Origin of the sequence: Hyphomicrobium sp., from assembly GCF_019744875.1 — a bacterium.
GTDB lineage: Bacteria > Pseudomonadota > Alphaproteobacteria > Rhizobiales > Hyphomicrobiaceae > Hyphomicrobium_C.
Map to the genome: position 1 here is coordinate 143,206 of NZ_JAIETU010000002.1, position 26,880 is coordinate 170,085.

At 66.0% G+C, this 26,880-nt stretch carries 27 protein-coding genes; 20 read left to right on the top strand and 7 right to left on the bottom strand.

Going from position 1 to position 26,880, the window contains the following annotated elements; genetic code table 11:
- Window positions 1–125 precede the first annotated feature (125 nt).
- A complete protein-coding gene (eno, locus tag K2Y42_RS00790; RefSeq protein ID WP_291147438.1) occupies window positions 126–1,415 on the top strand; it encodes a phosphopyruvate hydratase in 1,290 nt (429 codons plus the stop codon).
- On the opposite strand, the gene K2Y42_RS21235 is transcribed toward eno, so the two are convergent.
- Window positions 1,336–1,833, bottom strand: a complete 498-nt coding sequence (locus K2Y42_RS21235) for a GrpB family protein (protein WP_366512324.1) — start codon at window positions 1,831–1,833, stop codon at window positions 1,336–1,338. The two genes, eno and K2Y42_RS21235, sit on opposite strands and share 80 nt — an antisense overlap.
- A 30-nt stretch (window positions 1,834–1,863) precedes the next feature.
- Between K2Y42_RS21235 and K2Y42_RS00795 the strand changes: the two genes are divergently transcribed.
- From K2Y42_RS00795 to K2Y42_RS00830, 8 genes are all read left to right on the top strand, one after another.
- Window positions 1,864–2,142, top strand: a complete 279-nt coding sequence (locus tag K2Y42_RS00795; protein ID WP_291147440.1) for a septum formation initiator family protein — start codon at window positions 1,864–1,866, stop codon at window positions 2,140–2,142.
- A 273-nt stretch (window positions 2,143–2,415) separates the two neighbouring features.
- A complete protein-coding gene (locus K2Y42_RS00800) occupies window positions 2,416–3,399 on the top strand; it encodes a thiamine pyrophosphate-dependent enzyme (RefSeq protein ID WP_291147443.1) in 984 nt (327 codons plus the stop codon).
- A gap of 8 nt (window positions 3,400–3,407) precedes the next feature.
- Entirely contained in the window at window positions 3,408–4,856 is a 1,449-nt protein-coding gene (locus K2Y42_RS00805; protein WP_291147445.1) for a transketolase C-terminal domain-containing protein, read from the top strand.
- 274 nt (window positions 4,857–5,130) lie between these two features.
- A complete protein-coding gene (locus K2Y42_RS00810) occupies window positions 5,131–5,625 on the top strand; it encodes a hypothetical protein (protein ID WP_291147447.1) in 495 nt (164 codons plus the stop codon).
- 232 nt (window positions 5,626–5,857) lie between these two features.
- Window positions 5,858–6,154: a hypothetical protein gene (locus K2Y42_RS00815; RefSeq protein WP_291147449.1), complete on the top strand. Its 297-nt coding sequence runs from the start codon at window positions 5,858–5,860 to the stop codon at window positions 6,152–6,154.
- A gap of 194 nt (window positions 6,155–6,348) precedes the next feature.
- Window positions 6,349–6,636 carry a GlsB/YeaQ/YmgE family stress response membrane protein gene (locus K2Y42_RS00820; protein WP_291147451.1) on the top strand — a complete coding sequence of 96 codons (288 nt, stop codon included), beginning with the start codon at window positions 6,349–6,351 and terminating at the stop codon, window positions 6,634–6,636.
- Between the two features lie 96 nt (window positions 6,637–6,732).
- Window positions 6,733–7,719, top strand: coding sequence for a lipoyl synthase (gene lipA / locus K2Y42_RS00825; RefSeq protein ID WP_291147453.1), 987 nt, complete (start codon window positions 6,733–6,735; stop codon window positions 7,717–7,719).
- 21 nt (window positions 7,720–7,740) lie between these two features.
- Window positions 7,741–8,202: a type II toxin-antitoxin system RatA family toxin gene (locus tag K2Y42_RS00830; RefSeq protein ID WP_291147455.1), complete on the top strand. Its 462-nt coding sequence runs from the start codon at window positions 7,741–7,743 to the stop codon at window positions 8,200–8,202.
- 45 nt (window positions 8,203–8,247) lie between these two features.
- Here K2Y42_RS00830 and K2Y42_RS00835 read toward each other — a convergent pair whose 3' ends face one another.
- The 4 genes from K2Y42_RS00835 to K2Y42_RS00850 all read right to left on the bottom strand — a co-directional run bounded on the left by K2Y42_RS00835 (window position 8,248) and on the right by K2Y42_RS00850 (window position 11,614).
- A complete protein-coding gene (locus tag K2Y42_RS00835) occupies window positions 8,248–9,036 on the bottom strand; it encodes a pentapeptide repeat-containing protein (RefSeq protein WP_291147457.1) in 789 nt (262 codons plus the stop codon).
- A gap of 147 nt (window positions 9,037–9,183) precedes the next feature.
- Entirely contained in the window at window positions 9,184–9,684 is a 501-nt protein-coding gene (locus K2Y42_RS00840; protein WP_291147459.1) for a CinA family protein, read from the bottom strand.
- Window positions 9,685–9,814: 130 nt separating this feature from the next.
- Entirely contained in the window at window positions 9,815–10,312 is a 498-nt protein-coding gene (locus tag K2Y42_RS00845; RefSeq protein ID WP_291147461.1) for a MarR family winged helix-turn-helix transcriptional regulator, read from the bottom strand.
- 120 nt (window positions 10,313–10,432) lie between these two features.
- Window positions 10,433–11,614 carry a bifunctional 2-C-methyl-D-erythritol 4-phosphate cytidylyltransferase/2-C-methyl-D-erythritol 2,4-cyclodiphosphate synthase gene (locus K2Y42_RS00850; RefSeq protein WP_291147463.1) on the bottom strand — a complete coding sequence of 394 codons (1,182 nt, stop codon included), beginning with the start codon at window positions 11,612–11,614 and terminating at the stop codon, window positions 10,433–10,435.
- A gap of 181 nt (window positions 11,615–11,795) precedes the next feature.
- Here K2Y42_RS00850 and dusB point away from each other — a divergent pair, with 181 nt between their 5' ends.
- From dusB to K2Y42_RS00895, 9 genes are all read left to right on the top strand, one after another.
- Window positions 11,796–12,824, top strand: a complete 1,029-nt coding sequence (gene dusB / locus K2Y42_RS00855) for a tRNA dihydrouridine synthase DusB (RefSeq protein WP_291147465.1) — start codon at window positions 11,796–11,798, stop codon at window positions 12,822–12,824.
- The gene (locus tag K2Y42_RS00860; protein ID WP_291150120.1) at window positions 12,824–13,993 is read left to right on the top strand and encodes an ATP-binding protein; all 1,170 of its coding nucleotides are present in this window, start codon (window positions 12,824–12,826) and stop codon (window positions 13,991–13,993) included. Before dusB ends, K2Y42_RS00860 begins: the two co-directional genes overlap by 1 nt.
- A 3-nt stretch (window positions 13,994–13,996) precedes the next feature.
- Window positions 13,997–15,445, top strand: coding sequence for a nitrogen regulation protein NR(I) (gene ntrC, locus K2Y42_RS00865; RefSeq protein ID WP_291147467.1), 1,449 nt, complete (start codon window positions 13,997–13,999; stop codon window positions 15,443–15,445).
- Window positions 15,446–15,713: 268 nt separating this feature from the next.
- Entirely contained in the window at window positions 15,714–17,990 is a 2,277-nt protein-coding gene (locus tag K2Y42_RS00870) for a PAS domain-containing sensor histidine kinase (protein WP_291147469.1), read from the top strand.
- 40 nt (window positions 17,991–18,030) lie between these two features.
- Window positions 18,031–19,428, top strand: coding sequence for a sigma-54 dependent transcriptional regulator (locus tag K2Y42_RS00875; RefSeq protein WP_291147470.1), 1,398 nt, complete (start codon window positions 18,031–18,033; stop codon window positions 19,426–19,428).
- 56 nt (window positions 19,429–19,484) lie between these two features.
- Complete coding sequence (locus K2Y42_RS00880; protein WP_291147471.1) at window positions 19,485–20,345, top strand: D-amino-acid transaminase; 861 nt, start codon at window positions 19,485–19,487, stop codon at window positions 20,343–20,345.
- 203 nt (window positions 20,346–20,548) lie between these two features.
- Window positions 20,549–20,800: an RNA chaperone Hfq gene (gene hfq / locus K2Y42_RS00885; RefSeq protein ID WP_291147473.1), complete on the top strand. Its 252-nt coding sequence runs from the start codon at window positions 20,549–20,551 to the stop codon at window positions 20,798–20,800.
- Window positions 20,801–20,913: 113 nt separating this feature from the next.
- Window positions 20,914–22,239 (top strand): GTPase HflX, encoded by a 1,326-nt coding sequence (gene hflX, locus K2Y42_RS00890; protein WP_291147475.1) that lies wholly within the window; start codon window positions 20,914–20,916, stop codon window positions 22,237–22,239.
- Window positions 22,240–22,272: 33 nt separating this feature from the next.
- On the top strand, window positions 22,273–23,502 hold the full coding sequence (locus K2Y42_RS00895; protein WP_291147477.1) for an FAD-dependent oxidoreductase: 1,230 nt from the start codon (window positions 22,273–22,275) through the stop codon (window positions 23,500–23,502).
- A gap of 14 nt (window positions 23,503–23,516) precedes the next feature.
- Here K2Y42_RS00895 and mazG read toward each other — a convergent pair whose 3' ends face one another.
- Together mazG and K2Y42_RS00905 are read right to left on the bottom strand one after the other, a co-directional pair.
- Window positions 23,517–24,434 (bottom strand): nucleoside triphosphate pyrophosphohydrolase, encoded by a 918-nt coding sequence (gene mazG / locus K2Y42_RS00900; RefSeq protein ID WP_291147478.1) that lies wholly within the window; start codon window positions 24,432–24,434, stop codon window positions 23,517–23,519.
- 69 nt (window positions 24,435–24,503) lie between these two features.
- The gene (locus K2Y42_RS00905) at window positions 24,504–25,031 is read right to left on the bottom strand and encodes a DUF2306 domain-containing protein (RefSeq protein ID WP_291147479.1); all 528 of its coding nucleotides are present in this window, start codon (window positions 25,029–25,031) and stop codon (window positions 24,504–24,506) included.
- A 159-nt stretch (window positions 25,032–25,190) separates the two neighbouring features.
- Between K2Y42_RS00905 and K2Y42_RS00910 the strand changes: the two genes are divergently transcribed.
- Complete coding sequence (locus tag K2Y42_RS00910) at window positions 25,191–25,796, top strand: hypothetical protein (RefSeq protein WP_291147481.1); 606 nt, start codon at window positions 25,191–25,193, stop codon at window positions 25,794–25,796.
- A 300-nt stretch (window positions 25,797–26,096) separates the two neighbouring features.
- Complete coding sequence (locus tag K2Y42_RS00915; RefSeq protein ID WP_291147483.1) at window positions 26,097–26,852, top strand: hypothetical protein; 756 nt, start codon at window positions 26,097–26,099, stop codon at window positions 26,850–26,852.
- Window positions 26,853–26,880 lie beyond the last annotated feature (28 nt).

Sequence of the window (26,880 nt, forward strand, 5' to 3'; positions counted from 1 at the left end):
GCCTGCGGCTTGCTGGCGCATACCGCGTTCGCGGGCGCGCCGAACATCGTCGCGCACGGCGCATTTGTCCAGTCCGGCTTCCGTCCAGCTCGGCTTCCTGCTCCTCGATTTCCAAGGATACGCTCATGACTGCCATCGTCGACATCCTCGGCCGCGAAATTCTCGATAGCCGCGGCAATCCGACTGTCGAGGTTGATGTGATGCTCGAGGACGGCTCGATGGGCCGGGCTGCGGTTCCGTCGGGTGCTTCGACCGGCGCGCACGAGGCCAACGAGCTGCGGGACGGAGACAAGTCGCGCTACCTCGGCAAGGGCGTGCTCAAGGCGGTCGATGCGGTTAACGGCGAGATCTCGGATTCGCTCATCGGCCTCGACGCTGAAGACCAGCGCGGCCTTGACCAGGCGATGATCGCGCTCGACGGCACGCCGAACAAGAGCCGTCTCGGCGCGAACGCCATTCTCGGCGTCTCGATGGCGGCGGCGAAGGCTGCGGCGGACGCCTCGGGCCTGTCGCTCTACCGCTACGTCGGCGGGACCTCGGCGCATGTGCTGCCGGTGCCGATGATGAACATCATCAACGGCGGCATGCACGCCGACAATCCGATCGACATCCAGGAATTCATGATCATGCCGGTCGCGGCGGAGACGTGTGCAGACGCGATCCGCATCGGCGCCGAGATCTTCCATACACTGAAGAAGAACCTCAAGGATGCCGGCCACAACACGGGCATCGGCGACGAGGGCGGCTTTGCCCCCAACCTCAAGAGCGCCGACGACGCGCTCGGCTTCATCATGAAGTCGATCGAGGCTGCAGGCTACAAGCCGGGCGACGACGTGATGCTGGCGCTCGATTGCGCGTCGACCGAATTCTACAAGAACGGCAAGTACGAGCTGCACGGCGAGGGCAAGAGCCTCGATAGCGCGGGCATGGCGCGTTATCTCGAAGACCTCGTCACGCGCTTCCCGATCATCTCCATCGAAGACGGCATGGCCGAGGACGACTGGGCCGGCTGGAAGGCGCTCACGGACGCCATCGGCCGGAACGTGCAGCTTGTCGGCGACGATCTGTTCGTCACCAACACGGCGCGTCTTTCGCAGGGCATCAAGACGGCCACCGGCAACTCGATCCTGATCAAGGTCAACCAGATCGGCACGCTGACGGAGACGCTCGACGCGGTGTCGATGGCGCAGCGCGCGGGCTACACCGCCGTCATGTCTCACCGTTCGGGCGAGACCGAAGATTCGACGATTGCGGATCTGGCCGTCGCGACCAACTGCGGACAGATCAAGACCGGCTCGCTCTGCCGCTCGGATCGTCTGGCGAAGTACAACCAGCTCATCCGCATCGAAGGCGAGCTGGGCGATGTGGCGCGCTATGCGGGCCGCTCCATCCTGCGCGGCTCGCGCGCGGTCTAATAAGATACGGCCCCTTCACTTTCAGAGGCGGAAGCGCGCGAGTGCTTCCGCCTCTTCGCGTTTGATCTGCGCCGACTTGCTGTCGCTGCAGTCGCGGGAACAGGCATGAGTCGAGAATCGGCTTGGCTGACATGCTCGGGATCGCGGTCGAGCCGATGTGATGGACGTCACGACGACAGGTGCGAGAGCCGACGAAAAGGCCGCGCCGGCCTGCTCGACCATGGCGGCTCAGCGCCGGGTCGTGCGGCAGCAACTCGACGGCCATCGGGCGAGGGAAATTCATCGGGCTCTCAGCGGGTTTCGAGCGCATGCGGGGCGAGGCTTTACCTCGCTTTAATCGTGCGGGGGGTAGGGTTCTCTCGTTCCCGTTTCTCATAAAGCGTATCGTCGAACATCCGTGTTGCGTCCACCCATACATGATCGGCGAGCTAGGCCCCGGCAGGCGCTGGTGTTGCTTCTCTGCTTAGGTTTGACGGCCTATTTCGCCTATCACACCCTGCATGGCCGTCACGGCCTCGAGGCGCGGGATGCATTGCTGGAGCGTGAAAACGCTCTGCAGTTCGAAATCCAAAGCCTTGAGGCTGTGCGCGCCACGCTTTCGCGCGACGTGGCCCTGATGCGCCCCGATCCGCCTGATCCGGATTTCGTCGAGGAAGTGGCTCGCAACGTGCTGGGATTTGCCCGGCCCGACGACCGGATCGTCGCCCAGTCCGCGCCCAACGGCTGAGGCCGCAATTTTCGCTTCGGCGCATTTTGGCCCCAGAGCTGGGGTTTGTGCCCGCTCGGCCTCGCCGTCACGTCGCTCCAGCATGCTTTCCTTAGGCATTTTTGTTGCGGCGCGGTAGGCGTCTGGCGGTGCCGTTCCATGCCCGTTGTTCCGGCGGGTTCGTCGTGTACTTTTCTTGTATCGATGGCAAACTGACGGTCGCACCGGGCCCTTGCGCGCCGGGGCAACGAACATTGGGCGCTTTTCGGCGGCGGCACAAACAGAGGAGCGGCAATGGCGGGCGGGTCTCATCTGGCTCAGGCGGAGGACGTGACGTTCTCGCCCGACGAGGAGATTGCGTCCTATCGCGCCATGCTGCTCATTCGCCGCTTCGAGGAAAAGGCGGGACAGCTTTACGCGCTCCAGGTGATCCATGGGGTCTGCCCGCTGTCGATCGGGCAGGAGGCGTCCATCGTCGGCATGATGATGGCGGCGCGCGATACCGATCCGGTGATCACGGGATACCGCACGCACGGCGCGCTCCTAGCGCGCGGGATTGATCCACGCCGCGTGATGGCCGAGCTGATGGGGCGCCGCGGCGGGCTCTCGGGCGGCAAGGGCGGCACGGTGCGCATGGCCGCGCCGGATCATGCATTTTATGGCGGTCACGGATCGGCAGGCGTCTGTGCGCCGCTCGGAGGCGGGCTCGCGTTCGCTGCGCGCTATCGCGGCGACGATGCGGTGACGCTGGCGTTCTACGGGGACGGGGCTGCCTCGCGCGGACGGGTGTTCGAGGCCTACAGGCTGGCCGCCCAGTTGAAGCTGCCGATCGTGTTCATCGTCGACAACAACACCGCGTCTCCCGGCGCGGGCATCGTCCTCGGGGCGCTGCCGTCCGCTATTGCCGAAAGCGGCAAGCCGTTTGCGATCCCCGGTGAGCAGGTCGATGGCATTGATGTGCGTCGCGTGCGCGCGGCGGGGCGGCGGGCGATTGCGCGCGCGCGCGCCGGCGAAGGCCCGACGCTGCTCGAGATGCTGACGTTCCGCTATCGCGGCCATGGCGCGACGGCGCAACCCGGAAACGCAGAGCGCCGGATCGCGGAGGCCGATCCCGTCGCCAAGGCGCGGGCGCGCCTTCTCGCGACGTCCGCACTTACCGAGCGCGCGCTCAAGGCGCTCGAAAAAGAGGTTCGCGAGACGATCAGCAGCGCCGCGCTTGCGGCGCGGTCTGAGCTGCCGCCGGAGCCTCATGATCTTCATACGGCGCTGGAGGCTTGAGGAGGCAGATGCGCCGGGAAATCCTCATGCCGCCTGTGACGCCCTCGATGGTGCACGGCAAGATCTCGCGCTGGCACGTGGCGGAGGGCCAGACCGTTGCCGCGGGCGACGTGCTGGTCGAGATCTCGACCTCGACGGCGACGCTCGAAATCGAGGCCGAGGACGAAGGCCGCGTGGAGCGCATTCTCGTGCCGGCTGGTACTGACGATGTGAAGGTCAACACGCCCATCGCCGTGATGCTGGCCGATGTGCAGTCGCCTGCGTTCGATGCGGCGCAGGCGTTGGGGCTGGGCTCGGTCACGCAGCTCGCGCTGGATGCTACTCAATCGCGCAAGCACGATGCGCTGCAGACGCGGACTCATACTGCGACGACGCCGAATGCAACGATGGCTTTCGCGGCGATTGGGTCGGCGGCCGATGAGCTGGCCGCTATCCCACGCTCGGGCCCACGGTCGGGCGGAGATCAGAGGAAGGGCGCCGACCAGACCTATCGCGAGGCGTTGCGGGATGCGATCGCCGACGAGATGCGCGCCGATAGCCGCGTGCTGCTGGTCGGCGTCGACGTGGCGCAGAACCGGGGCGCGCTGAAGGTTGCGCAGGGGCTTGAAGACGAGTTCGGCGACACGCGCGTCGTCACGGTGCCCGCCATGGACGAGGCGCTGTTTGGTCTTGCGGTCGGCGCTGCGATGGGCGGGCTGAAACCCATCGTCGAGGTTGCGTCGTGGGGGCGCGCGCTCGACGTGATGTTGCCCTATCTCACGGAAGCGGCAGAGGCGTTCTACCTCTCGGGTGGGACGCTGCCGGTGTCGGTTGTGTTTCGCGGGCCGAACGGGTTCTCGCCGGGCGCAACCGGCCAGGATGCGCGGTGCGTGGCGGCAATGCTGGCGCAGATCCCGGGGCTCACGGTCGTGCAGCCGGCGACGGCGTCTGCGGCGCGCGGCCTGCTCTCGGCCGCCATCCGAAGCTCTGGCCCCGTGGCCGTGCTGGAGCACGAGCTGCTTTATGGCAGCCGCGAACTCTACTTGCCGGCCCACGATGACGGCGCTGCGGTCGCGCTAGGCAAGGCGCGGATCGCGCGCCAGGGTTCCGATGTGACGGTCGCGGGCGCAGGCTTTGCGCTGCAGGCGGTGGTCGAAGCGGCGCACCGGCTGAGCGACGAGGGGATCGAAGCCGAGGTGATCGACCTCATGACCGTGCGTCCGCTCGATCTCGATCTGGTGGCGCGTTCGGTCTCCAAGACGGGGCGTCTCGTCACCGTCGAGGAGGGGTCTGGCATCGGGGCGGAGCTGGCGGCGGCTGTCGTGTCGCTGTGCTTCGGTGCGCTCAAGGGGCCGCCGGTGCAGCTCTGCGGGGCGCGGGTGCCGTTGCCTTATGCTCAGGAGCTGCAGGCTGCGGCGCTGCCGGATGCTGCCGCAGTCGTTCGCGCCGTGCGTGATGCGGTGCGTGGCGCCGCCTAACGCAAGCGCTGTTTTTCTTTGGGAATTTCGACCAAGTGCTGCCGCTCAGGGGTGAGTCGCGGTGGTTTGCGCGGATTCGGGCGCGGTACGCTTCGTCCCGTGTTGCGCGCATGTGTCCGACCCGCCACGGGGCCTGAGTTTCCACAGATTCGGGGCTGTCAATTTGCTCCATACACGGTCATTTTGTGCCGGGCTTCTTGTGACAAGCTCGGAGTCCACCGTAGACCAAATTACGTACAGGCAACGCTCGTTCGAAGGCGTTACGGGGGACACAATGCAGAAATTCACAGCAACGGTCGCATGCGCCGCGCTCGGCGTCTCGATGCTCACCGGATGTTCGTCTAACAGCGGCCTTTTCGGCAATTCGCTCACCACGCAGTCCATCGGTATGGCCTCTTCGGATGGTGGCGCCGCAACGCCGACGCCGGTCGCGAACAAGATCGATCCGCAGTGCTATTCGCTGGCCCAGCGCATCGACATGCTCCGCAAGGAAGGCGTTTCGGAGCGGATCGAGAAGGCCTCGGTCGGCAAGTCGGCGACGGTCGCGGTGAAGCGCGCCTCGCTCGCGCAGGCCGCGGAGCTCGACAAGGCCAACGCCGATTTCCAGGCCCGTTGCTCCAACTTCGGCCCGCGTCCCGCCCAGGCCGCTGCCGCTCCGGCCGCGACCGGTGCCGTCGTCGCTGCTGCCGCGCCGACCACAAACAGCGCGCAGGTCGTGCCGGCGACCACGCCGCATGTCGCCCCGCCTGTGGTCGTGCAGCAGCGCTGAAGCTTCCGGCTTCTGACGCCCGTAATCTCCCGATCCGAGCGGGGCCGAGAGCCGGCCCCGTTCGGATTTTTGCATTGCGTGACGTTGACCGGAGGCGTGTCTCGCGCCAAACTGCGGCTTCGCGGCCACACTTCTGCGCGAATGGCCTGAGAAGAGGGCCCGGGGGTTCAACTGCCCCCATGAACCACCTAACGTGTCGCTACGGTTAATGCTTCGAGAGGGCAAGAGACTCATGACGGCGGGGTTGCGCGGCGCGCTGCGTCTTTCCATGCTTTGCGCTTTGGGAGCGGCTGTGTCGCTCGGCGGCTGTGCGTCGGGCGGCGGAAGCGGTCCGACGAGCAAGCAGCTCGCGAACGGTGAGACCTGCAACTCGGTCAAATCTCAGCTCAACAAGCTCGACGCGCGCGGTGTGCCGTCGTCGGTGCAGGCGCAGGCGGCGGGCAAGAAGCTCTCGGGCCAGCAGAAGGCCGACGCGGATCTCTACAACCGCCTCCTGAACGATTATCTCGGCGCGCGCTGCCACGTCTGAGGCGTGCGCGGCCGCCTTACGGCCGTCTTTTCATTGCTGTTTTCATTTCTGGCGGGCACGCGCGGGGATCATCCGGCGCGGGCGATCCGCATGGCGCGTGGGCCTGACCCGCGCTAGTCTCGGCCGCACGGCCACGGCCTCCGCAACTGTCGGAACGACGGCGGATGGCGCGATCTACACGGGGGAAGCACGACATGGATTACTGGCAAGTCGCGACCGATAACAAGGTCTGGATCATTATGATCGTCAACGGCCTGATCGCGGGCTGGCTGGCGGGGCTGCTGCTCGGCGGCGGCGGGTTGATCCGCAATTTGATCGTTGGCCTAATCGGCGCCGTGGTGGGCGGCTATCTCGTGGCGGCCGGGCTGCTCCAGTTCCCCTACGACTTCGACGCCTACATCCCGTACGGCAACCAGATCGTGGTCTCGACCATCGGCGCGATGCTCGTCGTGCTGGTCGCGCGCTTCCTGGGTGGGCGCTGACCTCCGCCTTTGGTCTCATTCGAAGCCGGACGATTGGTGTGGGCTCGCGCCTGGGCTATGGTCCGGCAACGTTGAGTCCGCGGCCAAGGTAGGTTGATGGTCACTATCCTCGATACGCGCGCCGGAGGCGGAGCGGAGGCCGGACAAGCTCCGCGTCCGCGCCATCCCGAAAAGGCGCACCGGCCCGACCATCCGATGCCGGCCAAGCCCGCCTGGATCCGCGTGCGCGCGCCGGGCACCGAAGGCTATCTCGCCACGCGCGCGATCGTGCGGGCGCACGGCCTGTCCACGGTGTGCGAAGAGGCGGCCTGTCCCAACATCGGAAGCTGTTGGGAAAAGCGCCACGCCACCATGATGATCATGGGCGAGATCTGCACGCGCGCCTGCGCCTTCTGCAACGTGGCAACCGGGCGGCCGCGTCCGCTGGATGTCGATGAACCGCAGCGCGTGGCGGATGCCGTAGCGGCGCTGGGTCTCGAACATGTCGTCATTACCTCCGTCGACCGGGACGATCTCGATGACGGGGGGGCTGCGCATTTCGCAGCCGTCATCACGCGTATCCGCGATCTCTCTCCGGCAACGAGCATCGAGGTGCTGATCCCGGATTTCCTGCGTAAGGACGGCGCGCTCGAAAAGGTCGTCGCGGCGCGGCCGGATGTTCTCAATCACAACCTCGAAACCGTGCCGGGTCTTTATGTGCGCATCCGGCCGGGCGCGCGGTATTTCCATTCGCTGCGCCTGCTGCAGCGCGCGAAGGACATCGATCCGGCGATGTTCACGAAGTCGGGGTTGATGGTCGGGCTCGGCGAAACCCGCGACGAAGTTCTCCAGGTGATGGACGACATGCTGTCGGCGGGCGTCGATTTCCTGACGATCGGTCAGTATCTCGCGCCGTCCGCCAAGCACGCCGAGGTGAAGCGGTTCATGCCGCCGGACGAGTTCGACGATCTCAAGCGCGTGGCGCTCGCCAAGGGTTTCCACCTGGTGGCGGCGAGCCCGATGACACGCTCGTCGTTTCATGCGGGTGACGATTTCCGCCGCCTCAAGGCCGCGCGCGCCGCCTCTCTCGCTGCGACTGCATAGGACTTGCATAGGACTGAGACCGTGCCGACCTTCCGTACCGTCCGGCGCGTGCCGTTCACGCCGCAGCAGATGTTCGATGTCGTCGCCGACGTTGAAAAGTATCCGCAGTTTCTGCCGCTCTGCGAAGCGCTGACCGTGACGGCGCGGACGGCCACGCCCGAGGGATTGACCATTCTCACGGCGACGATGGTGGTGGGCTACCGCGCCATCACCGAGCAGTTCACGACGCAGGTTGCGCTCGATCCCGCTGACTTCTTGATCCGCGTGCGCCATCGCGACGGGCCGTTCACGCATCTCGAAAACGAATGGCGCTTCGTGGCGGCGGCGGGCGGCTCGGACGTGCAGTTCTTCATCGACTATGCCTTCCGCTCGACGATGCTGCAGGTGATTGTCGGGGCGGCGTTCGACAAGGCCGTGCGCAGCTACACGGAGGCGTTCGAGGCGCGTGCACGCGGACTTTACGGCCCGAGCGTCACGGCCTGAGCGTCACGGCCTGAGCGCGATGTCGCGCGTAAGGGATTCACGGCTTCAGTCGATAGCCTTGTCGCGATTGCGCGCGGTCGAAAGGCCGCCGACGCTGTCGAGGCCCTTGGCGCCGGTCAGGATGGCGCGGTCGAGATCGGCTCGGCTCAGATCCGCGCCCGTGAGATCGGCGCCGCTGAGATCCGCGTGCGAGAGGTCGGCGTTGACGAGGCGAGCGCCGGCCAGATTGGCGCCCTGAAGGTTCGCAAACCGGAACGACACGTGGCTGAGGTCGGCGCCCGTGAGATCGGTGCCGGTGAGGTCGGCGGAATCGAGCCGCGATCGCCACAGCACTTCGATGAACCCGGTGTCGCTGAAGGGAGCGAGGGTGACGCCAGCCATGCGGGCCTTGGCGAAGGTGCCGCCGGTGAAGACGCCGAACAGGCGTGCCTTCGTGAGGTTGGCGCCGACGAAGCTCGCGGCCTCGCTGCGGTTGCCCTCGAACGTCGTGGCGCTTGCGGGCCGCAGGATGCTGGCTTCGCTCAGGTCGGCTTGATCGAAACGGGTGCCGATAATGTTGACGCGGTCGAGGCGCGCGGCGTGCAGGTTGACACCTGTGAGATCGGCGCCGCTCAGGTCGGCTCCGAACAGGTTCGCTTCGGAGAGGTTTGCCTTCTTGAACTTGAGCCCGGCGAGGTCGAGGTCGGTGAGGTCGCGGCGCGCGTAATTCAGGGGCGCGTCGTCGGTGGCCTTGTAGAGATCCTGGGTGATCTGCTTGGCCGTGAAGTCGGCACCGGCGGCGGCTCCGGCGGCCGCGCACATTGCGATCACTGACAGACTAAAACGACGGGCCAAGGGATCACCTCTCGATTTGCCGCAACCGGGCGGGCCTAAGATTAGGCAGGCGGCGGCGCAAACGCCAGCCGGTGCTGCGCTTCAAAGAGTTTTACGCGGTGGCGGGGCGTTTGGATCGCGCGAGGGCTATGGAGCTCAGGTGCGCGGCTATCGCGAGTCCATGTGATCCTCGAGCAATCGCAGAGCCTCGGCGACGGTTGCGCCCCGAATGGTGGTGCGGCCGATGTCGCCGAAGCGAAATGTCCGCACAGTCGGGACTTCGAGATCGCGGGCGGCGAGGCCGATGTAAACGAGACCGACGGGCTTTTGCGGTGAGCCGCCGCCGGGGCCGGCCACGCCGGTCACGGCTACGGCGACGTCAGCCGCCGATGCCCGCAGCGCGCCCTGCGCCATGGCGGCGGCCACTTCGGCGCTGACGGCACCGTGGCGGGCCAGGAGATCGTAGTCGACGCCGAGATCGCCGATCTTGGCTGCGTTCGAGTAGGTGACGAATCCGCGCTCGAACACGTCGGAGGAGCCGGGGATCTCTGTCATCAGCGCAGCGATGAGGCCGCCGGTGCAGCTTTCCGCCGTGGCGAGCCGCAGGGAGCGGGCGCGCAGCGCGGCGAGCAGTTGCTCGGCTTGGGCCATGCGTTCGGTCGCAAACATTGGGCGGCCTCCTGTCGATGCCCGGCGCACAAAGAAAACGGGCGCGCAAAGAAAACGGAGCGTCACCTGGCGGTGAGCTCCGTTGAACTTAGTGGCGGCAACGCTGAGGGCAATGCCCTCGCGCGCATGATCAGTCCGCGATGAGCTTTTCAGCGACGCGGAGCAGGTCGTCCAGCTTGGCGCGGGTGTCGACGCCCATGGCGGAGATCGAGCGCGACTGGGTGGCCTGCCAGACCGGATAGGCTTCCTTGAGGACAGCCTGGCCCTTCGGCGTCAGGTGAAGGCCACGGCCGCGGCGGCCGGCGGGCGGATCCATGACGATCATGCCGAGCGCGAGGAGGCGCTTGAGGTTGCGCGAGAGCGTCGACTTCTCGATGTCGAGCTCGTGGCCGATCTCGACGGCGGTGATGCCATCACGCGAGGCGAGCTGGGCGAGCAGCGTATACTGGCTGGCCGTGATGCCGAGCGGGCGCATGGCGTCGTCATAGAGACGCGTGATGATGCGCGAGAGCTGGCGCACGCGCGTGGCAAGGCAGGTCGCCGATGTCGTCTCTGCGATGTCGGTGATGTTGGTGCCGATCGCAGGCTCGGACGCGGGACGCTCCAGCGTGTGGGTCATCAGGTTCATAGACTTGGCCCCCAGGGAATAGCTTGTGGCGATACAACCGCCTAGGAGGTGGTGATGCCGCGATTCTGGGAGGGGGGTCAACGCAGCCTCCGCGAGAGGCTGAGGAAAAGTCGGCAACTTTCAAAACGGCAGGAGCAGTGTGGCCGTGGCGAGCGCGGCGATGCCCTCTTTCCGGCCCGTAAAGCCGAGACGCTCCGTCGTCGTGGCTTTTACGGCGACGCGGGTGATGTCGATGCCCAGCATGTCGGCGATTTCGGCGCGGATGGCGTCGCGATGCGGGCCGATGCGCGGGGCTTCGCACAGAATGGTCAGGTCGACGTTGGTGATCCGGCCGCCACGCGCGGCAAGGCGGCGGGCCGCGTCCTCGACGAAGAGGCGCGAGCGCGCGCCCTTCCAGGCGGGATCGGACGGGGGAAAGTGCTGGCCGATGTCGCCGTCTCCCAGGGCACCCAGAATGGCGTCGGTGAGGGCGTGGAGAGGAGCGTCGCCGTCGGAGTGGGCGTCGAGACCCTGGTCGTGGGGAATGCGGATGCCGCCGAGCCAGACATGATCGCCGGCGGTGAACGCGTGCACGTCGAAGCCAGTGCCGGTGCGCGGCTCGTAGCCGAGAGGGCTCGCGCCGAGAAGCGCTTCCGCCATGGCCATGTCCTCCGAAGTCGTGATTTTGAAGTTGCGTTCGGACCCGGGCACCAGGGCAACGCCGAGGCCCGCCCATTCGGCAATCGATGCATCGTCGGTGAAGGTGGGGGCGTCCGCTGCGCTGGCCGCGCGGTGGGCGGCCTGGATGGCGGGATAGCGGAACCCTTGCGGCGTCTGGGCCTTCCAGAGACCGGCGCGGGGGATCGTGGTTTCGACGAGAGGGGCGTGCTGTTCGCGCTTGAGGGTGTCGGCCAGGGGCACGGCTGCGAGGGCGCCGTCGTGGTCGGCAAGGGCAGCGAGGACGCGCGTGATGATGTCGTCGGTCACGAATGGGCGGGCGGCATCGTGAATGAGGACGAGATCCGGAGATGCAGCGCTCAGGGATTCGAGGCCGAGCCGGACCGAATCCTGCCGGGTCGCCCCGCCCATGACGGGGGCTGTCAGCTTCGTGAAGCTGCCCAAGTTTGATGCTGCATACAACTCAAAGTCGTCCGGGTGGATGACGACGGTGATCGTGGAAATGGCCGGTGAGGCCTCGAAGGGCGCGATGGCGCGCGCCAGCACCGAGCGGCCGGCCAGCACGGCATATTGCTTGGGAGAAAGGCCGTTACGGGCGGCGCGTGCGCCTCGGCCCGCGGCAACGATAAGTGCGGCTGCTGTCACGACCCTGTACGGCCCCGATGGCTAGGAAAGATTTGGCTCCCTCGCCCATACCCGTGGCGCGGCAATCGGGCAATCGTATCCGAACTCTTCGCGCTTGCGTCATGAGAACGGTCAGCATATTGTGCCTAAAAGCGAGGCATAAATATTAGTGCCTAATATTTATGCAAACAAGGAGCGACTGGTGTCTCAACTCGCAATCGGATCGCAGATTGCCGCAAACAATGTGTTCCTGGCACCGATGACGGGGGTGAGCGATCTGCCCTTCCGCCAACTCGCGCATGCGCAGGGTGCGGGGCTCGTCGTTTCCGAAATGGTCGCGAGCGCGGAACTCGTGCGCAACCGCGCCGATGTCGTGCGCCGCGCGGACGGCGAGGGACTTACGCCGTTCGTCGTGCAGCTTGTCGGTTCGGACGCGGAGTGGATGGGCGAAGGCGCGCGGATCGCCGAAGCCAAGGGCGCCGAAATCGTTGACATCAACATGGGCTGTCCGGCTCGCGAAGTGACGGGCAAGGCGTCCGGCTCGGCGCTCATGCGCGATCTCGATCATGCGCTGTCGCTGATCGAGGCGGTGGTGCGCGCGGTGACGGTGCCGGTGACGCTCAAGATGCGGCTTGGCTGGGACGACAAGTCCCGCAACGCGCCGGAGCTGGCGCGGCGTGCGGAAGCGGCCGGCGTGCAACTGGTTACGGTGCACGGGCGTACGCGTCAGCAGTTCTTCAAGGGTACGGCCGATTGGTCTCACGTGCGCGCCGTGAAGGACGCGGTTGCCATTCCGGTGATCGTCAACGGTGACATCACGAGCATTGGTGATGCGCGGGCAGCGCTGGCCCAGTCCGGCGCGGACGGCGTGATGATCGGCCGGGGCGCCTATGGCGCGCCGTGGCTGCCGGGGCAGATCGCGCGCGCGCTGTCGACGGACGCAGCGCTGGGGGGCGCTGAGGATCCGAGCGCGCCGCCGCTCGACGAGCAATGCCGCATCGCGTCGGCGCACGTGGAGGCGATGCTCGCCTACTACGGCGACTTTCTCGGCCTTCGCAACGCGCGCAAGCACATCGGCTGGTATCTCGCATCGAGCGGTCATCGGGCTGGCGCGCTCAAGGCCTGGCGGCAGCGCCTGTGCACGGAAACCGATCCGGCGCGCGTGCTGGCGCTGCTGGCTGCGTTCTACGGCGACGCGCGCGGCGAGGACGTCTTGGAGGATGCAGCGTGATCAAGCGAACGGCCGAAGCGGTCCTTCCATTGCGCACCCCGTCGGTCGAGCATGACGTGCTGCTGGGCGCGCTGCCGCATCCGATCCTCGTCATCAGCGACAACAATCAGATCCTCTACGGCAACGCGGCGGCGGAAGCGTTTCTCTCGACCAGCAGCACGATGCTGACGCGCCAGCGTCTCGACGATGTGGTGGCGTTCGGATGTCCGCTGCTGGCGCTGGTGGCGCAGGTGCGCGAGCACGGCTCGACCGTCAACGAGTACGGCATCGAGATGGCGAGCCCGAAGTTCGCCACGCCCAAGCTTGTCGACGTGTATGCGGGCCCGATGATGGATAGCCCGTCGCAGATCGTCGTGATGCTGCAGCAGCGCTCGATGGCGCAGATGATCGAGCGCCAGCTTACGCATCGCGCGGCGGCGCGGTCGGTGTCGGGCATGGCGGCGGTGCTGGCGCACGAGATCAAGAACCCGCTCTCGGGCATCAAGGGGGCGGCGCAGCTTCTCGAGCAGAACCTCTCCGACGAGGATCGCGTGCTGTCTCAGTTGATCTGCTCGGAGACGGAGCGGATCCGTAATCTCGTCAACCGGATGGAGGTGTTCGGCGACGAGCGGCCACTGACCAAGGAAGCGGTCAACATCCACGACGTGCTGAATCACGTGCGCCGTCTCGCGGAGACGGGGTTTGCGCGCGGGGTGCGCATCATCGAGGACTACGATCCCTCGCTGCCGCCTATCCCCGGCAATCGCGACAAGCTGGTGCAGGCGTTCCTGAACCTGATCAAGAATGCGGCCGAAGCGACGTCCGACGTCGAGGACCGTCAGCCCCGGATCATCATGCAGACGTCGTTCCGGCCGGGCGTGCGCCTGTCGGTGCCGGGATCGGAGCAGCGCATCAACCTGCCGCTCATGATCCAGATCGAAGATAACGGCGCGGGCGTGTCCGACCAGCTCAAGCCGCATCTCTTCGATCCGTTCGTGACGACCAAACACAATGGAACGGGGCTCGGCTTGGCGCTCGTCGCAAAGATCATCGGTGATCACGGCGGCATCATCGAATGCGAGAGCGAAGCCAAGCGCACCGTGTTTCGCGTGCTGCTGCCGATGCAAGACCGGATGAGCAATAGCGGGCCCTTCAGCAAGCCCGTTCCCGTCAAAGACAAGAAAGGCTGACACATGGCGCGCGGTACGATCCTGATCGCGGATGACGACACGGCCATTCGGACCGTGCTCAACCAGGCGCTGGCACGGGCCGGATATGCCCCGCGCGCGACCGGCAACGCGGCGACGCTCTGGCGCTGGGTGAGCCAGGGCGAGGGCGACGTGGTGATCACGGACGTGGTGATGCCGGACGAAAACGCCTTCGACCTCATTCCCCGCATCAAGAAGGTGCGGCCGGATCTGCCGATCATCGTCATGAGCGCGCAGAACACGCTGATGACGGCGCTGACGGCCGCGGAAAAGGGCGCCTACGAGTATCTGCCCAAGCCGTTCGATCTCTCCGAGGTGGTGGCGGTGGTCAGCCGCGCGATGGCGGGGCTCGGGCGGCGCCCGCGTCCGGTCTCTGCTTCCGAGATGGAGAGCGAGGAGCTGCCGCTGATCGGCCGCTCGACGGCGATGCAGGACATCTATCGCTCGCTCGCGCGCCTGACGCAGACCGATCTCACCGTCATGATCCAGGGCGAGAGCGGCACCGGCAAGGAGCTGGTGGCGCGCGTGCTGCACGACTTCGGCAAGCGCCGGCAGGGCCCGTTCGTGGCCATCAACATGGCGGCTATTCCGCGCGAGCTGATTGAGAGCGAGCTGTTCGGCCACGAAAAGGGCGCGTTCACGGGCGCGCAGACGCGCACGCCGGGGCGTTTCGAGCAGGCGGAAGGCGGCACGCTGTTCCTCGACGAAATCGGCGACATGCCGCTCGAGGCGCAGACGCGGCTTCTGCGGGTGCTGCAGCAGGGTGAATACACGACGGTCGGCGGGCGCACGCCGATCAAGACCAACGTGCGGATCATCGCCGCGACGCATCGCGACCTGCGCAGCCAGATCCTGCAGGGGCTGTTTCGCGAAGACCTCTATTACCGTCTCAACGTCGTGCCGCTGCGGCTGCCGCCGCTGCGCGAGCGGACGGAAGACATCGGCGACCTCGTGCGCCACTTCCTGCGCCAGGCGGCGCGCGAGGGGCTTGGCCAGAAATCGATCGAGACGGCGGCGATCGACCGGCTCAAGAGCCATCCGTGGCCTGGAAACGTGCGCGAGCTTGAGAACTTCGTGCGGCGCGTGGGCGCGCTCTATACGCAGGATACGCTCACCCAGCAGATCATCGAGCAGGAGCTGATCGAGGTGCTGCCGAAGCGGGGCGCCCAATCGGAGTCCGAGCCGAAGGACATCTCGGAGCTGATCGAGCGGCACCTCGCGCAGTATTTCGCGGGATTCGGCAAGGAGCTTCCGCCTCCGGGGCTCTACGACCGGGTCATCCGGCAGGTGGAGCATCCGCTGCTGTCGGCGGCGCTGGCGGCGACGCGGGGCAATCAGATCCGCGCGGCGGAGCTGCTCGGGCTCAACCGGAACACGCTGCGCAGCCGCATCAAGGCGCTCGATATCCGGGTTTTCCGTACACCCATGAGCTGATTGAGCGCCGAGCGGGCCGAGCCAGGACGGGTGGTGGAGCATTGCGAGCCCCTACAACATAAGTCGTCCCAGAGGGTGCGACGCGTTGCACTAAATCTGCGAGTTACGCCGTTGCGTCGCAGGAATGTCACAGTTACGGTGTCAGTTGTGCCCGCTGCACGCCAGCCCCAGTTGCACAAATAGCAACTTGCGCCGTCCGCCACGTTTGCTGCGTTGTCGGATTGTGACACCTGTGGGGGCGCATACACACCGGAGTACGCAAGGCTTGATGGTCGGAGACGGTACCGCTTCCAAGATTCCGCCGACCAACGGCGCGGCCGCGCCGCTGCTCGATTTGACGGATCGCGCCTTCTGGATCGGCCTTGTCGTCGTCGTGCTTTCGGTCGTGTCGGCTCTCGCGACCTACCTCATTCTCACTGGGCTCACGCCGATTGCGCCGCGCGACGATGTCGTGCTGGGCGCGCTGCTCATCAACGTCGTGCTGATCATTGCCATGATCGCGGTGATTGCGTGGCAGTTCTTCGGGATGTGGCAGGCCTGGCGAGAGAAGCTGCCGGGCGCGCGGCTCCACGTGCGGATCGTGCTGCTGTTCTCGATCACGGCGGCGGTGCCGGCGATGCTGCTCGCGGTCGCCGCGACGACAACCTTCTCGCGCTCGCTCGACAGCTGGTTCTCGACGCGCACGCGCGCGATCATCAACAACTCGGTCGAAGTTGCGCAGGCCTACGTGGAAGAGCACGGGCAGCTGTTGCGCACGGACATCGCCAACATGGTGCGCGACATCGATGCGGCGGCCGACCACACGCTGGTCGATTCCCCCGAATTCAAACAGCAGATCATCGCACAGGCGGGACTGCGCGACTTGCCCGTCGCCTATGTGCTGGACGGACAGGCCAAGCGTGTCGTCTCGGCGCTCGAAGACAAGAAGCTGCCGTTCACCTCCGTCCCGCTCTACTACGTGAAGCAGGCGGAGACAGGGCAGGTGGCGCTGTTCACGCCCAACGACACGTCGCAGGTTTCGGCGCTGGCCAAGCTCAACCGGTATCCGGACCGGTTTCTCTACGTCTCGCGCGTTCTGAGCGCGAAGGTAATGGGACATCTGCAGCAGACCGAGCAGAGCGTCGACGAGTACAACCTGCTCCGGCGCGCGCGCGGCGGCCTGAAGCTTGCGCACGGCCTCATCTACACGATGATCTCGATGACGGCCCTGCTCGCCGCGATCTGGGTGGGTTTGTGGTTTGCGAGCCGGTTCGTGGCGCCGATCCGGCGCCTGATCGAAGCGGCGCAGCAGGTTTCGCGCGGCAATCTCGCGGTGGAGCTGCCCGAGCGGCGCGGCGAGGGCGATCTTCGCCGTCTTTCGACGACCTTCAACACCATGACGCGAGAGTTGAAACATCAGCGCGACGCGCTGATGACGGCCAACGAGCAGTTGGTTGACCGGCGCCGCTTTATGGAAGCCGTGCTGTCGGGCGTTTCCGCCGGCGTCATCGGCCTCGACAGCCAGGACCGGATCACGCTCGTGTCGCGCGCGGCGGAGCAACTGCTGGCGATCCCGGAAGCGGATGTGGTCGGCAAGCGGCTGATCGACACGATGCCGATGCTCGCACATGCGCTCGAGCGGCGAGACGAGCCGGGCATGAAGCAGCGCGGCGCGCAAGAGATCTCGGTCATGATCGGCGACGAGGAGCGCACATTTGCAGTCCGGGTGACGCGCGAAAAGGCCGGCCCCGGCGACGTCGGCTCGGTGGTGACATTCGACGACATCACGGAGCTGGTTTCGGCACAGCGCACATCCGCCTGGGCGGATGTCGCGCGGCGCATCGCGCACGAGATCAAAAATCCGCTGACGCCGATCATCCTGTCCGCCGAGCGCATCCGGCGCAAGTATGGTCGCGTGATCGTCGAGGATCGCGAGACGTTCGACAAGCTCACGGCGACGATCGAACGGCAGGCGGGCGACATCAAAACGATGGTGGACGAGTTCGCATCATTCGCGCGGGTTCCGAAGCCCGTGATGGAGCACGGCGACCTCAGGGACGCGGTGACGGATTCCGTGATCCTCTTCCGCGAGAGCCACAGCGCGGTCGTGTACGGGCTGTCACTGCCGGAGACGCCGGTGCTCGGCTCCTTCGACCGCCGCCTGCTGACGCAGGCCGTGACCAACCTCGTCAAGAACGCCACGGAAGCCGTGGAAGGCGCGGCGGAAGCCGACAAGAGCCGCACGCCGCGGGTCGATGTGCAACTCAGCGTCGGGGAAACGGTGGCAATCGCGGTGTCCGACAACGGCCCGGGCTTGCCGAAGCAGAACCGTTCGCGGCTGCTCGAACCCTACGTGACGACGAAGGGCCACAAGGGCACGGGCCTTGGCCTGGCCATCGTGCAGAAGATTACCGAACAGCACGGCGGGCAATTGCTGCTCGACGATGCCGAAGTGACGGCGGAACGAGTGACGGGCGCGCGCGTGACGCTGTCATTCCCACGTTCCATGTTGACGACCGATGGCGCGCCGGCAGAGGGCGACAGCCCCAGCCGTGCGGCTGAATGAGATTTCGACGAACCACGACGAGACTTCGAGGAGTAGAGCAATGGCTGCGGACATTCTGATTGTCGACGATGAGGCGGATATCCGGGAACTCGTCGCGGGGATCCTCGAGGACGAAGGCCACCGCACGCGCGTGGCGCGCGACAGCGACGAGGCGCTGCGCATCATCGAGGAGCGCCGGCCGCATCTCGTCATTCTCGACATCTGGCTGCAGGGCAGCCGCCTCGACGGTCTCGAGGTGCTGTCGGTCATCAAGCGGACGTATCCGGATCTGCCGGTGGTGATCATCTCCGGCCACGGCAACGTCGAGACGGCCGTGACGGCGATCAAGCGGGGCGCTTACGACTACATCGAAAAGCCGTTCAAGGCGGATAGGCTCGTGCTCGTGACGCTGCGCGCGCTCGAAGCCTCCCAGCTCAAGCGCGAAGTGCGCGAGCTGAAAGAACGTTCGACGGTGTCGGCCGAGATGATCGGTAAGTCGCCGGCGATCAACCAGCTCAAGAGCGCCATCGACCGGCTCGCGCCGACCAACAGCCGCATCCTGATCCGCGGATCGTCGGGCGCGGGCAAGGAACTTGCCGCGCGCCTGCTGCATCAGAAGTCGCATCGCGCCGATGGGCCGTTCATCGTGCTCAATGCCGCCTCGATGGCGCCGGATCGCGTCGAGGAGGAGCTGTTCGGAACCGAGGACCGCTCGGGCGGCCCGCGCAAGGTGGGCGCGCTCGAAGAAGCGCACGTCGGCACGCTCTACATCGACGAAGTCGCCGACATGCCGCTCGAAACGCAGGGCAAGGTGCTGCGCGTTCTCGTAGAGCAGAAGTTCCAGCGCCTCGGCGGAGCGCAGAAGGTTTCGGTGGACGTGCGGATCGTGTCGTCGACCAGCCGCGACATCGAGCGCGACATGAACGAAGGGCGCTTCCGCGAGGATCTCTATCATCGCCTCAACGTCGTGCCGCTGCGCGTGCCGGGCCTCGCTGAGCGGCGCGAGGACATCCCAGACCTGATCCAGTATTTCGTGGGGCAGCTTTCGCAGGCGTCGGGCCTCTCGCCGCGGCGGATTGGCGAGGACGCCATCGCCGTGCTGCAGGCGCACGACTGGCCGGGCAACGTGCGCGAACTCCGCAACAACATCGAGCGCCTGATGATCCTCGCAGGCGGAGATCCGTCGACGATCATCACGGCCGACATGCTGCCGGAGGAAATCGGCTCCAACGTGCCGCTGCCGGTCAACGGCGGCGCGGAGCACCTGATGAGCCTGCCGCTGCGCGAAGCGCGCGAGATCTTCGAGCGCGAGTACCTGCTGGCCCAGATCAACCGGTTCGGCGGCAACATCTCGCGCACGGCCGAGTTCGTCGGCATGGAGCGGTCGGCGCTGCATCGCAAGCTGCGTGCGCTCGGCGTTTCGTCCGACCAGCGCGGCAACGAGATGAAGGTCGGGTGAGGGTGGGCTGCGGGCTGCCGGCAACGGTCAACCCGTAGTGAGTAGTGGGGTCGGGGATGACGCGGGTCGTGTACGTCAATGGGCAGTATCTGCCCTATGGGCAGGCTGGCGTGCACGTCGAGGATCGCGGATTTCAGTTCGCGGATTCCATCTATGAGGTGTGCGAGATTTTGGACGGGCGGCTTGTGGATGAGCCGCGCCACATGGATCGGCTGGAGCGCTCGCTCGGAGAACTCGCGATCCCGATGCCGATGTCGCGGGCGGCCCTCGGGCAGGTCATGCGGCAGGTCGTGCGGCGCAACCGGGTCTCGACCGGGCTTCTCTATCTGCAGGTGTCACGGGGCGCGGCACCCCGCGACTTTTCCATTCCGCCAAGCGGTCTTACGCCGACGCTGGTGTGCCTGGCGCGCCGCCTCGACGGGGACAAGCGGGAAGCGCGCGCCAACGCGGGCATTTCCGTCGTGACGATGCCGGACATCCGGTGGGGACGCTGCGACATCAAGACGGTGATGCTGCTTCCTGCCGTGCTGGCGAAGGACGCGGCGTCACGCGCGGGTGCGTCCGAAGCGTGGCTCGTGGATGCGGAGGGGTTTGTGACGGAGGGCGCTTCGAGCAACGCTTGGATCGTCGACAAGGAGGGTGTCCTCATTACGAGGCCCACCGGAAATGCAATCCTGCCCGGCGTCACGCGCAGAACGCTTTTTGATTTGCTTATACGGGAAAATATCCCGTATTCGGAGCGATCGTTTCGGGTCGAGGAAGCGCGAGGTGCGCGCGAAGCCTTCATTACCTCAGCTTCCGGAACCGTTATGCCTGTTGTGGCCATCGATGGCGCACCGATCGGCAACGGTCATCCCGGCGAACTGACCCTCCGTTTGCGCTCAAAGTTTCATCAAGCTGCCAAACTTTCTCCCTGACCGGGAGCTCCATCACTTCTGCGTGTTGTGCTCCTTAGTGCGCATGCCTATTGTCTCGCGCACAGGATATGTTAGCAGCTTATGACCGCGAGCCTTTCGGCATGCTGGCGGTGCGTTAGGAGCGCTTCGATCGCTCCCGCGACCAAAGTCCAGGTTCAAGACACCAGCTTCAAGACGTGGCTAAATAATAAGAGGCAATAGAAATGGCCGCTGAACGCGCTCAAAATCTGCAGGACACTTTTCTCAATCACGTCCGCAAGAGCAAAACCCCGCTGACGATTTTCCTCGTCAACGGGGTGAAGCTGCAGGGCATCGTCACTTGGTTCGACAACTTCTGTGTGCTCTTGCGGCGCGACGGTCACTCGCAGCTCGTCTATAAGCATGCGATCTCGACCATCATGCCGGGTGCTCCCGTTCATCTCATGGATGCAGAGCAAGACGGCCAGCAAGGGTAACGCGTCCCATCGGCCACAACGACGAGCCGGAGTTCGATCCGGCCAACACGAGCCCCGAGCCAACGGGCGTCAAAGCTGCAAAGCCTCGCGGTCATGTCCGCGACGTGCCGGCTATGCGCGTGCTGGTGCTTGTCCCGGTCGTCTCGCGAACAAGAACAGGATTGCCGGGGCGGGCTGACCGCACGCCGTCGATGCATTCTCCGGAAGACCGGCTCGCCGAAGCGAAGGGCCTTGCCGAGGCCATCGACCTCGATGTGCGCTCTGCGCTGCTCGTGCCCGTACCGCAGCCCAATCCGGCCACGCTGTTTGGCTCGGGCAAGGTCGAAGAGATCAGGGCGCTCATCGAAGATCTTGAAGTGGGGCTCGTGATCGTCGATCACGCGATTTCGCCCGGACAGCAGCGCAACCTCGAGGTCGCCTGGAAGGCCAAAGTGCTCGACCGCACGGGGCTCATTCTCGAAATTTTCGGACGGCGCGCGCAGACGCGGGAAGGCCGCCTGCAGGTGGAGCTTGCCCATCTCAGCTACCAGAAGGGCCGGCTGGTTCGCGCGTGGACCCATCTTGAAAGGCAGCGCGGCGGACGTGGCTTCCTCGGCGGTCCCGGTGAAGCGCAGATCGAACTCGACCGGCGCATGCTGGACGAGCGGATCATCGCCATCAAGCGCGAGCTCGAAGGCGTGGTGCGGACGCGCGACCTGCACCGCAAGGGCCGCCGCAAGGTGCCGTATCCGATCGTGGCTATCGTGGGCTACACGAACGCGGGAAAATCTACGCTGTTCAATCGCGTCGCCGGTGCGGGCGTGCTGGCGATGGACCAGGTGTTCGCGACGCTCGATCCGACGATGCGGGAAGTGCGGCTGCCCTCCGGCCGGCGCGTCATCCTTTCCGATACGGTGGGCTTCATTTCCGACCTGCCGACACAACTCGTGGCGGCGTTCCGCGCGACTCTCGAGGAGGTGATCGAGGCGGATCTCGTGCTGCACGTTCGCGACATCGCGCATGCGGAGACGGAAGCGCAGGCGAAAGACGTAGAAGGCGTGCTGCGCGATCTCGGCGTCGATACGGTTGCGGCGGACGGGCACATTCTCGAAGTCTGGAACAAGATCGACCTGCTTGCGCCCGAGGTGCGGGCCGACGCGGAAGGTGCGGCTCGCTTCCGCAAGCCGGAGCCGGTCCTGATGTCGGCAGTGACGGGCGAGGGTGTCGCGGCGCTGCTCGACCGGATCGATTTACGTCTTGGCGTGGCGGACCAGATTCTGGGCTTCACGCTTCCCGCGCATGAGGGACGGCTGCTCGCGTGGCTGCATCAGAACGCGGACGTGCTCGATCAAAACGCGGACGAGGCGGGAAGTATCGCCGTGCGCGTGCGCATCGCGTCGGAAAAGAAAATGCGGCTCGAGCAGGAACTCCGGCGTGCGGGCCTTCCGCTTCCGGAGTAAAATGCGCGCCTCAGTTTCCGGCCGGAGGCTCGCATGGCAGACGGATCTCAACCTCAGTGTTGCGTTGCGGGCGGGGGGCCGGCAGGGCTGATGCTCGGCTATCTGCTGGCGCGTGCTGGTGTGCGCGTGACGGTGCTCGAAAAGCATGCCGATTTCCTGCGCGATTTTCGCGGCGATACGGTCCATCCCTCGACGCTGCAGATCATGGTCGAGCTGGGGCTGATCGATCGCTTCCTCAAGCTGCCGCATCAGAAGGTCGAGCGTCTCGGCGGCATGGTTGGCGAGACGCCGGTTGCGATTGCCGACTTCCGTCATCTCCCCGTTCGCGAGCGCTACATCGCGATGATGCCGCAATGGGACTTCCTCAACTTCATCGCATCCGAGGCGAAGGCCTTTCCGAACTTCACGCTGCTCATGAACGCGGAGGCGACCGATCTCATCGAGCGTGGTGACAAGGTGGTGGGCGTGCGCGCGACGACGCCCGAGGGCGTACGCGAGATCATGGCCGATCTGGTCGTTGCGGCGGACGGGCGCAACTCGGTGCTGCGGGAACGCTCGGGGCTTGCGATCGAGGATCTTGGCGCGCCGATGGATGCGCTCTGGTTCCGTTTGCCTGTCGAGCCCGGCGACACTGGCGAGACGATGGGCCGGTTCGGGGCGGGATACATTCTCGCGATGCTGTTCCGTGGCGACTATTGGCAGTGCGCGTATGTGATTGCGAAGGGATCGCTCGAACAGCTCAAGAGCGGAGGGCTCGAAAGCTTTCGTGACGCGGTGGCGGCGGCATCATCGTTCGATCGCAAGCGGCTCGATGCGATTGCATCGTGGGATGACGTCAAGTTGCTGACGGTGCGCGTCGACCGGCTGTTGCATTGGTATCAGGATGGTTTTCTCTGCATCGGGGATGCGGCACACGCGATGAGCCCGATCGGGGGCGTGGGCGTGAACCTCGCCGTGCAGGACGCTGTGGCGGCGGCGAATAGTCTCGCCAAACCCTTGAAGGCGGGAAGCGTGGGGCTTGCGGATCTGCGCCAGGTGCAGAAGCGCCGGATGTTTCCGACGCGCGTTACGCAGGCGATCCAGGTTGCCGCGCAGAACAACATCATCGGGCCGACGCTCTCGCGTCGCGTGCAGCCGAAGCCGCCGCTGGTGCTCAGGATGATGCAGTGGTTTCCGATCCTGCAGCGTTTCCCTGCGCGCGTGCTCGGGCTCGGCGTGCGGCGTGAGCATGTGGCGGAGTACATTCGCGCGGGGCGCGGATAGTCAGGGCGTTTGCGTCAGCCGGATGCGCGCTCGATCGCCTTTGCCTCGTCCCAGAGTGCGTCCATCTCGGCGAGATTGGAGCTGGCCGGTGAGCGGTCTTGCTCGGCGAGGCGGCGCTCGATGTGGGCGAAGCGGCGCATGAATTTCTGGTTCGCCGAGCGCAGTGCTGCTTCCGGGTCGAGCTGCAGGTGGCGCGCGACGTTGGCCATCACGAACAGGAGATCGCCGAACTCCTCTTCGATCTTGGCCATGCGTGCAGGCGACCGGTCGGCGGCGGTGCTGCGCGGATCGGCGGGAGCGGCAACCTCCTCCAGCTCCGTCAGCTCTTCGCGCATTTTGTCGAACACGGGCGCGAGGGAGGGCCAGTCGAACCCGACGCGGGCGGCTTTGTCCTGCAACTTCACGGCGCGCGTGAGAGCCGGGAGGGCGACAGGGATGTCGGCGAGAATGGTGTTTTTTCCTACGGCTGACGCTGCGGCGTCAGCCCCTCCCGGCCTCCCCCACGAGGGGGGAGGAGAAGTGGAGGAGGCGGCGCGTTCGGCGTCCTTTGCGGCTTTTTCCTCGGTCTTGATGCGCGCCCAGAAGCCGGGGGCGGCGCCGGCAGCGCGCTCTTCGCCCGTGCCGAACACGTGCGGGTGGCGGCGGATCATCTTGCTCGTGATGGCATGCACCACATCGCCGAAGGCGAACGCGTTCTGCTCCTCGGCCATGCGCGCGTGATAGACGACCTGCAACAGGAGATCGCCCAGCTCGTCCTTGAGATCCGGCAGATCGCCGCGCTCGATGGCGTCGGCCACCTCGTAGGCTTCCTCGATCGTGTAGGGCGCGATGGTCGCGAAGGTCTGCTCGATGTCCCACGGGCAGCCGGTGTCCGGCGCGCGCAGCGCAGCCAGGATGTCGACGAGGCGGGCGATGTCCTTGGAGGGGGTCATAGAGAGGGGTCCGGGCTGGTGTGCTGACGCGCATGGGTGTTGCGCGGTCGGACCCTAGCGAAACGGGCGTCAGGTGGCGAGAGCGGTGGGGCGCACAGGGCGGGGACGTCGCGGCCAGGCGACAGCCAGAACGATTGTCAGTGGCAGCAGCCATCCGAGCCAGGTCGCGCACGCGTAGATGGGGGCGAACGGCAGGTCATAGGATGTGGCGAGGGCGGTCGTGAGCCGTACCCAGATGGCGCCGGAGGCGACTGCGGCCATGGCGAGCATGAGCGCGGCGTGGCGGGCGCGATCCTTGCGGCGGATGGCGCGTACGCCGGCCAGCACGAGGCCGAGCCAGATCGTGCCTTGGGCTGCGAAACCGAGGCGCGCCACGAGGCCGGACGTGCTCTCGTAGGCGACGGGGAACGACGTCAGCGCGCCCGCGATGACGAACACGGCGGCGATGCGCCCGAGCGGGCGATGCCAGGCTCTGTGCCGACGCGTGGCAATTGCGGTCGGGATCAGCAGCAGGGCCGCGCCGGATGCGAGCATGTGGATCTGGAAGATGCCCGGCAGGCGCTCGACGACAACCTGAAGGTTGAAGGGCAGGGGCATGAGGCCTGCACCTTGCGTCAGAGCGACGATCCCTGTCGGGATAGCAAGGGAGATCAGGAGGCAAATCGCGGCACCGAGGAGAAAGCGCGACACAGTTTCGCCCGGGCCGGATGATTTGATCGGTTCCGTGATCATTTTGTGAAAGCTGGAGTTCGCATCATGCGCTTGGGAACACGGTGTCATCGGATTGTTTCGAGCTTCACCGCACTTTGTGTTCTGGCTACGGCGGGGTTTGCGCTCCAGACGGCGGGATCGATTGCAACGGCTGAGCCCGCGCTCGCGGGCGATGCCCCGAGCGCGCCGGCCGCGCCCTCTGCAACCGCAAGCGCGGACCTGTCCGGACGCTGGCAGGGCCGCAGCTATGAGCTTTCGCGCCGCGAATCCGACTGCAGCGGCACGCGCTGCCTGCTGACGCTCGACGTCATGAAGTGCACGACGGGATGGTGCGGTGTCGAAGTGCTCGACGGCGACAAGCGCTGTGGAGCCACTGCGCTCAAGCTCGACGGCGGGACCTCGGCTGCGGGAAGCGCCGTGCCCGTCTACCGCGGCACGCTCGAGCTGGCCAAGGGCACCGAGCCTTACGTCGTCGAGGTCTATGTCGTGCCGGGCGGACGCGAGGGCAGCCCGGACCGGGACCTGCAGATTGCGGGCGATACGGGCGGTGAGTTCCGCATGTTCCGCCGGTCGTTCCCGTTCAATGCAACGCTGGCGCGGGCGGGTGAGCCTGCGTGCAAGCCGGAGACGGCTGTCTCGCTACTCGATTAAATCCGGATCACGATCGATCAACGCCGCACTTGTCATCCTCGGGCTTGTCCCGGGGATCCATGCTTCAGCTTGGGTGACGAGAGGGTTGGAAGTGTCACGCTATCGCGTCTGGGCTTTCCCGTGGGGCGGGCTGGATCCTAGGCACACGGCCTAGGATGACAGCGGGGGCGACGGCTCGGGCACACGGCAGGCGGGCGATCGGCGGTACGGCTTGAGCGGGGCGAGCCCGCGAAAGTGGTTTCCTGTGGCGCGAAACGCCTTTAGACCGGAAGCAGGGTCCCGTCCTAGGCGTCATCGGTCATGGCCGTGCTTCGCATCCTGTTGAATGCCGTCATCATGGCTGCCGAGATCGCGGCCGTGGCGGCTGTTGCCTGGCTCGGCTACCAGTATCCGTTCGTGTTCGCCGCCGTCACGGCCGGGCTGAGCTTCCTTCTCGGATTGCGATTGGAAATGGCGCGGCTCTCGTTCGAGCTGCCGTTCTATTTCGAGGGCGCGCGCACGCCGCGGCGGCTGCTGGTCGCGCTCGTGGGATCGGTCGAGGCGATCATGAAGGGCGTGCTGGCGGGGCTGGCCGCGCTGTTCACGTTCGCCGGGACCGACAGCGGGCGACTGCTGTGGGTCGCCATTGTGTTCGGGCTTACGACGTATGCCGGATCGACGCTGCTGCGAGCCTTGTCGGTTTCGTTCCGTGCCGAGCCGTGGCGGTGGGGGTATTTCCGGCTGGCGGCGCCGCTCGGGCTCGCGTTCTCGGCAGGGCTCGCGGTGCTGGCCGCGCTGCAGATCCTGACGCCGACGAGCGTTGGCGACATCGGCTGGAAGCTCGTGTGGGAGTTGCCCCAGAAGCCCTCGATCAGCCAGGTCAGCGAGCTCTTTTTCCAGATTAAGCAGGCGTTCGACGATTTCATCGTGACGGTGCTGGAGACCGTGCTGCCGGAGCCGTGGGCGCGAGTCGCAGGCGTGGTCGTAAGCGTCAACGTGCTGACGGGCTTCGTGGCGTCCGTCTATGCGGCGTCGATTGCGGCGATCGTGCGTGGGGCCGAGGAGCGGCTTCCGTAAGGGCGCGCTTACCTCGGCTTTCCGCTTT

Excerpts from the sequence above, each read along its gene's own strand:
- eno (WP_291147438.1), top strand. The coding sequence starts at position 126 with ATGACTGCCATCGTCGACATCCTCGGCCGCGAAATTCTCGATAGCCGC.
- K2Y42_RS21235 (WP_366512324.1), bottom strand. The coding sequence starts at position 1,833 with ATGTATGGGTGGACGCAACACGGATGTTCGACGATACGCTTTATGAGA.
- K2Y42_RS00800 (WP_291147443.1), top strand. The coding sequence starts at position 2,416 with ATGGCGGGCGGGTCTCATCTGGCTCAGGCGGAGGACGTGACGTTCTCG.
- K2Y42_RS00805 (WP_291147445.1), top strand. The coding sequence starts at position 3,408 with ATGCGCCGGGAAATCCTCATGCCGCCTGTGACGCCCTCGATGGTGCAC.
- K2Y42_RS00810 (WP_291147447.1), top strand. The coding sequence starts at position 5,131 with ATGCAGAAATTCACAGCAACGGTCGCATGCGCCGCGCTCGGCGTCTCG.
- K2Y42_RS00815 (WP_291147449.1), top strand. The coding sequence starts at position 5,858 with ATGACGGCGGGGTTGCGCGGCGCGCTGCGTCTTTCCATGCTTTGCGCT.
- K2Y42_RS00820 (WP_291147451.1), top strand. The coding sequence starts at position 6,349 with ATGGATTACTGGCAAGTCGCGACCGATAACAAGGTCTGGATCATTATG.
- lipA (WP_291147453.1), top strand. The coding sequence starts at position 6,733 with ATGGTCACTATCCTCGATACGCGCGCCGGAGGCGGAGCGGAGGCCGGA.
- K2Y42_RS00840 (WP_291147459.1), bottom strand. The coding sequence starts at position 9,684 with ATGTTTGCGACCGAACGCATGGCCCAAGCCGAGCAACTGCTCGCCGCG.
- K2Y42_RS00845 (WP_291147461.1), bottom strand. The coding sequence starts at position 10,312 with ATGAACCTGATGACCCACACGCTGGAGCGTCCCGCGTCCGAGCCTGCG.
- ntrC (WP_291147467.1), top strand. The coding sequence starts at position 13,997 with ATGGCGCGCGGTACGATCCTGATCGCGGATGACGACACGGCCATTCGG.
- K2Y42_RS00870 (WP_291147469.1), top strand. The coding sequence starts at position 15,714 with ATGGTCGGAGACGGTACCGCTTCCAAGATTCCGCCGACCAACGGCGCG.
- K2Y42_RS00875 (WP_291147470.1), top strand. The coding sequence starts at position 18,031 with ATGGCTGCGGACATTCTGATTGTCGACGATGAGGCGGATATCCGGGAA.
- K2Y42_RS00880 (WP_291147471.1), top strand. The coding sequence starts at position 19,485 with ATGACGCGGGTCGTGTACGTCAATGGGCAGTATCTGCCCTATGGGCAG.
- hfq (WP_291147473.1), top strand. The coding sequence starts at position 20,549 with ATGGCCGCTGAACGCGCTCAAAATCTGCAGGACACTTTTCTCAATCAC.
- hflX (WP_291147475.1), top strand. The coding sequence starts at position 20,914 with ATGCGCGTGCTGGTGCTTGTCCCGGTCGTCTCGCGAACAAGAACAGGA.
- K2Y42_RS00895 (WP_291147477.1), top strand. The coding sequence starts at position 22,273 with ATGGCAGACGGATCTCAACCTCAGTGTTGCGTTGCGGGCGGGGGGCCG.
- mazG (WP_291147478.1), bottom strand. The coding sequence starts at position 24,434 with ATGACCCCCTCCAAGGACATCGCCCGCCTCGTCGACATCCTGGCTGCG.
- K2Y42_RS00905 (WP_291147479.1), bottom strand. The coding sequence starts at position 25,031 with ATGCCCCTGCCCTTCAACCTTCAGGTTGTCGTCGAGCGCCTGCCGGGC.
- K2Y42_RS00910 (WP_291147481.1), top strand. The coding sequence starts at position 25,191 with ATGCGCTTGGGAACACGGTGTCATCGGATTGTTTCGAGCTTCACCGCA.
- K2Y42_RS00915 (WP_291147483.1), top strand. The coding sequence starts at position 26,097 with ATGGCCGTGCTTCGCATCCTGTTGAATGCCGTCATCATGGCTGCCGAG.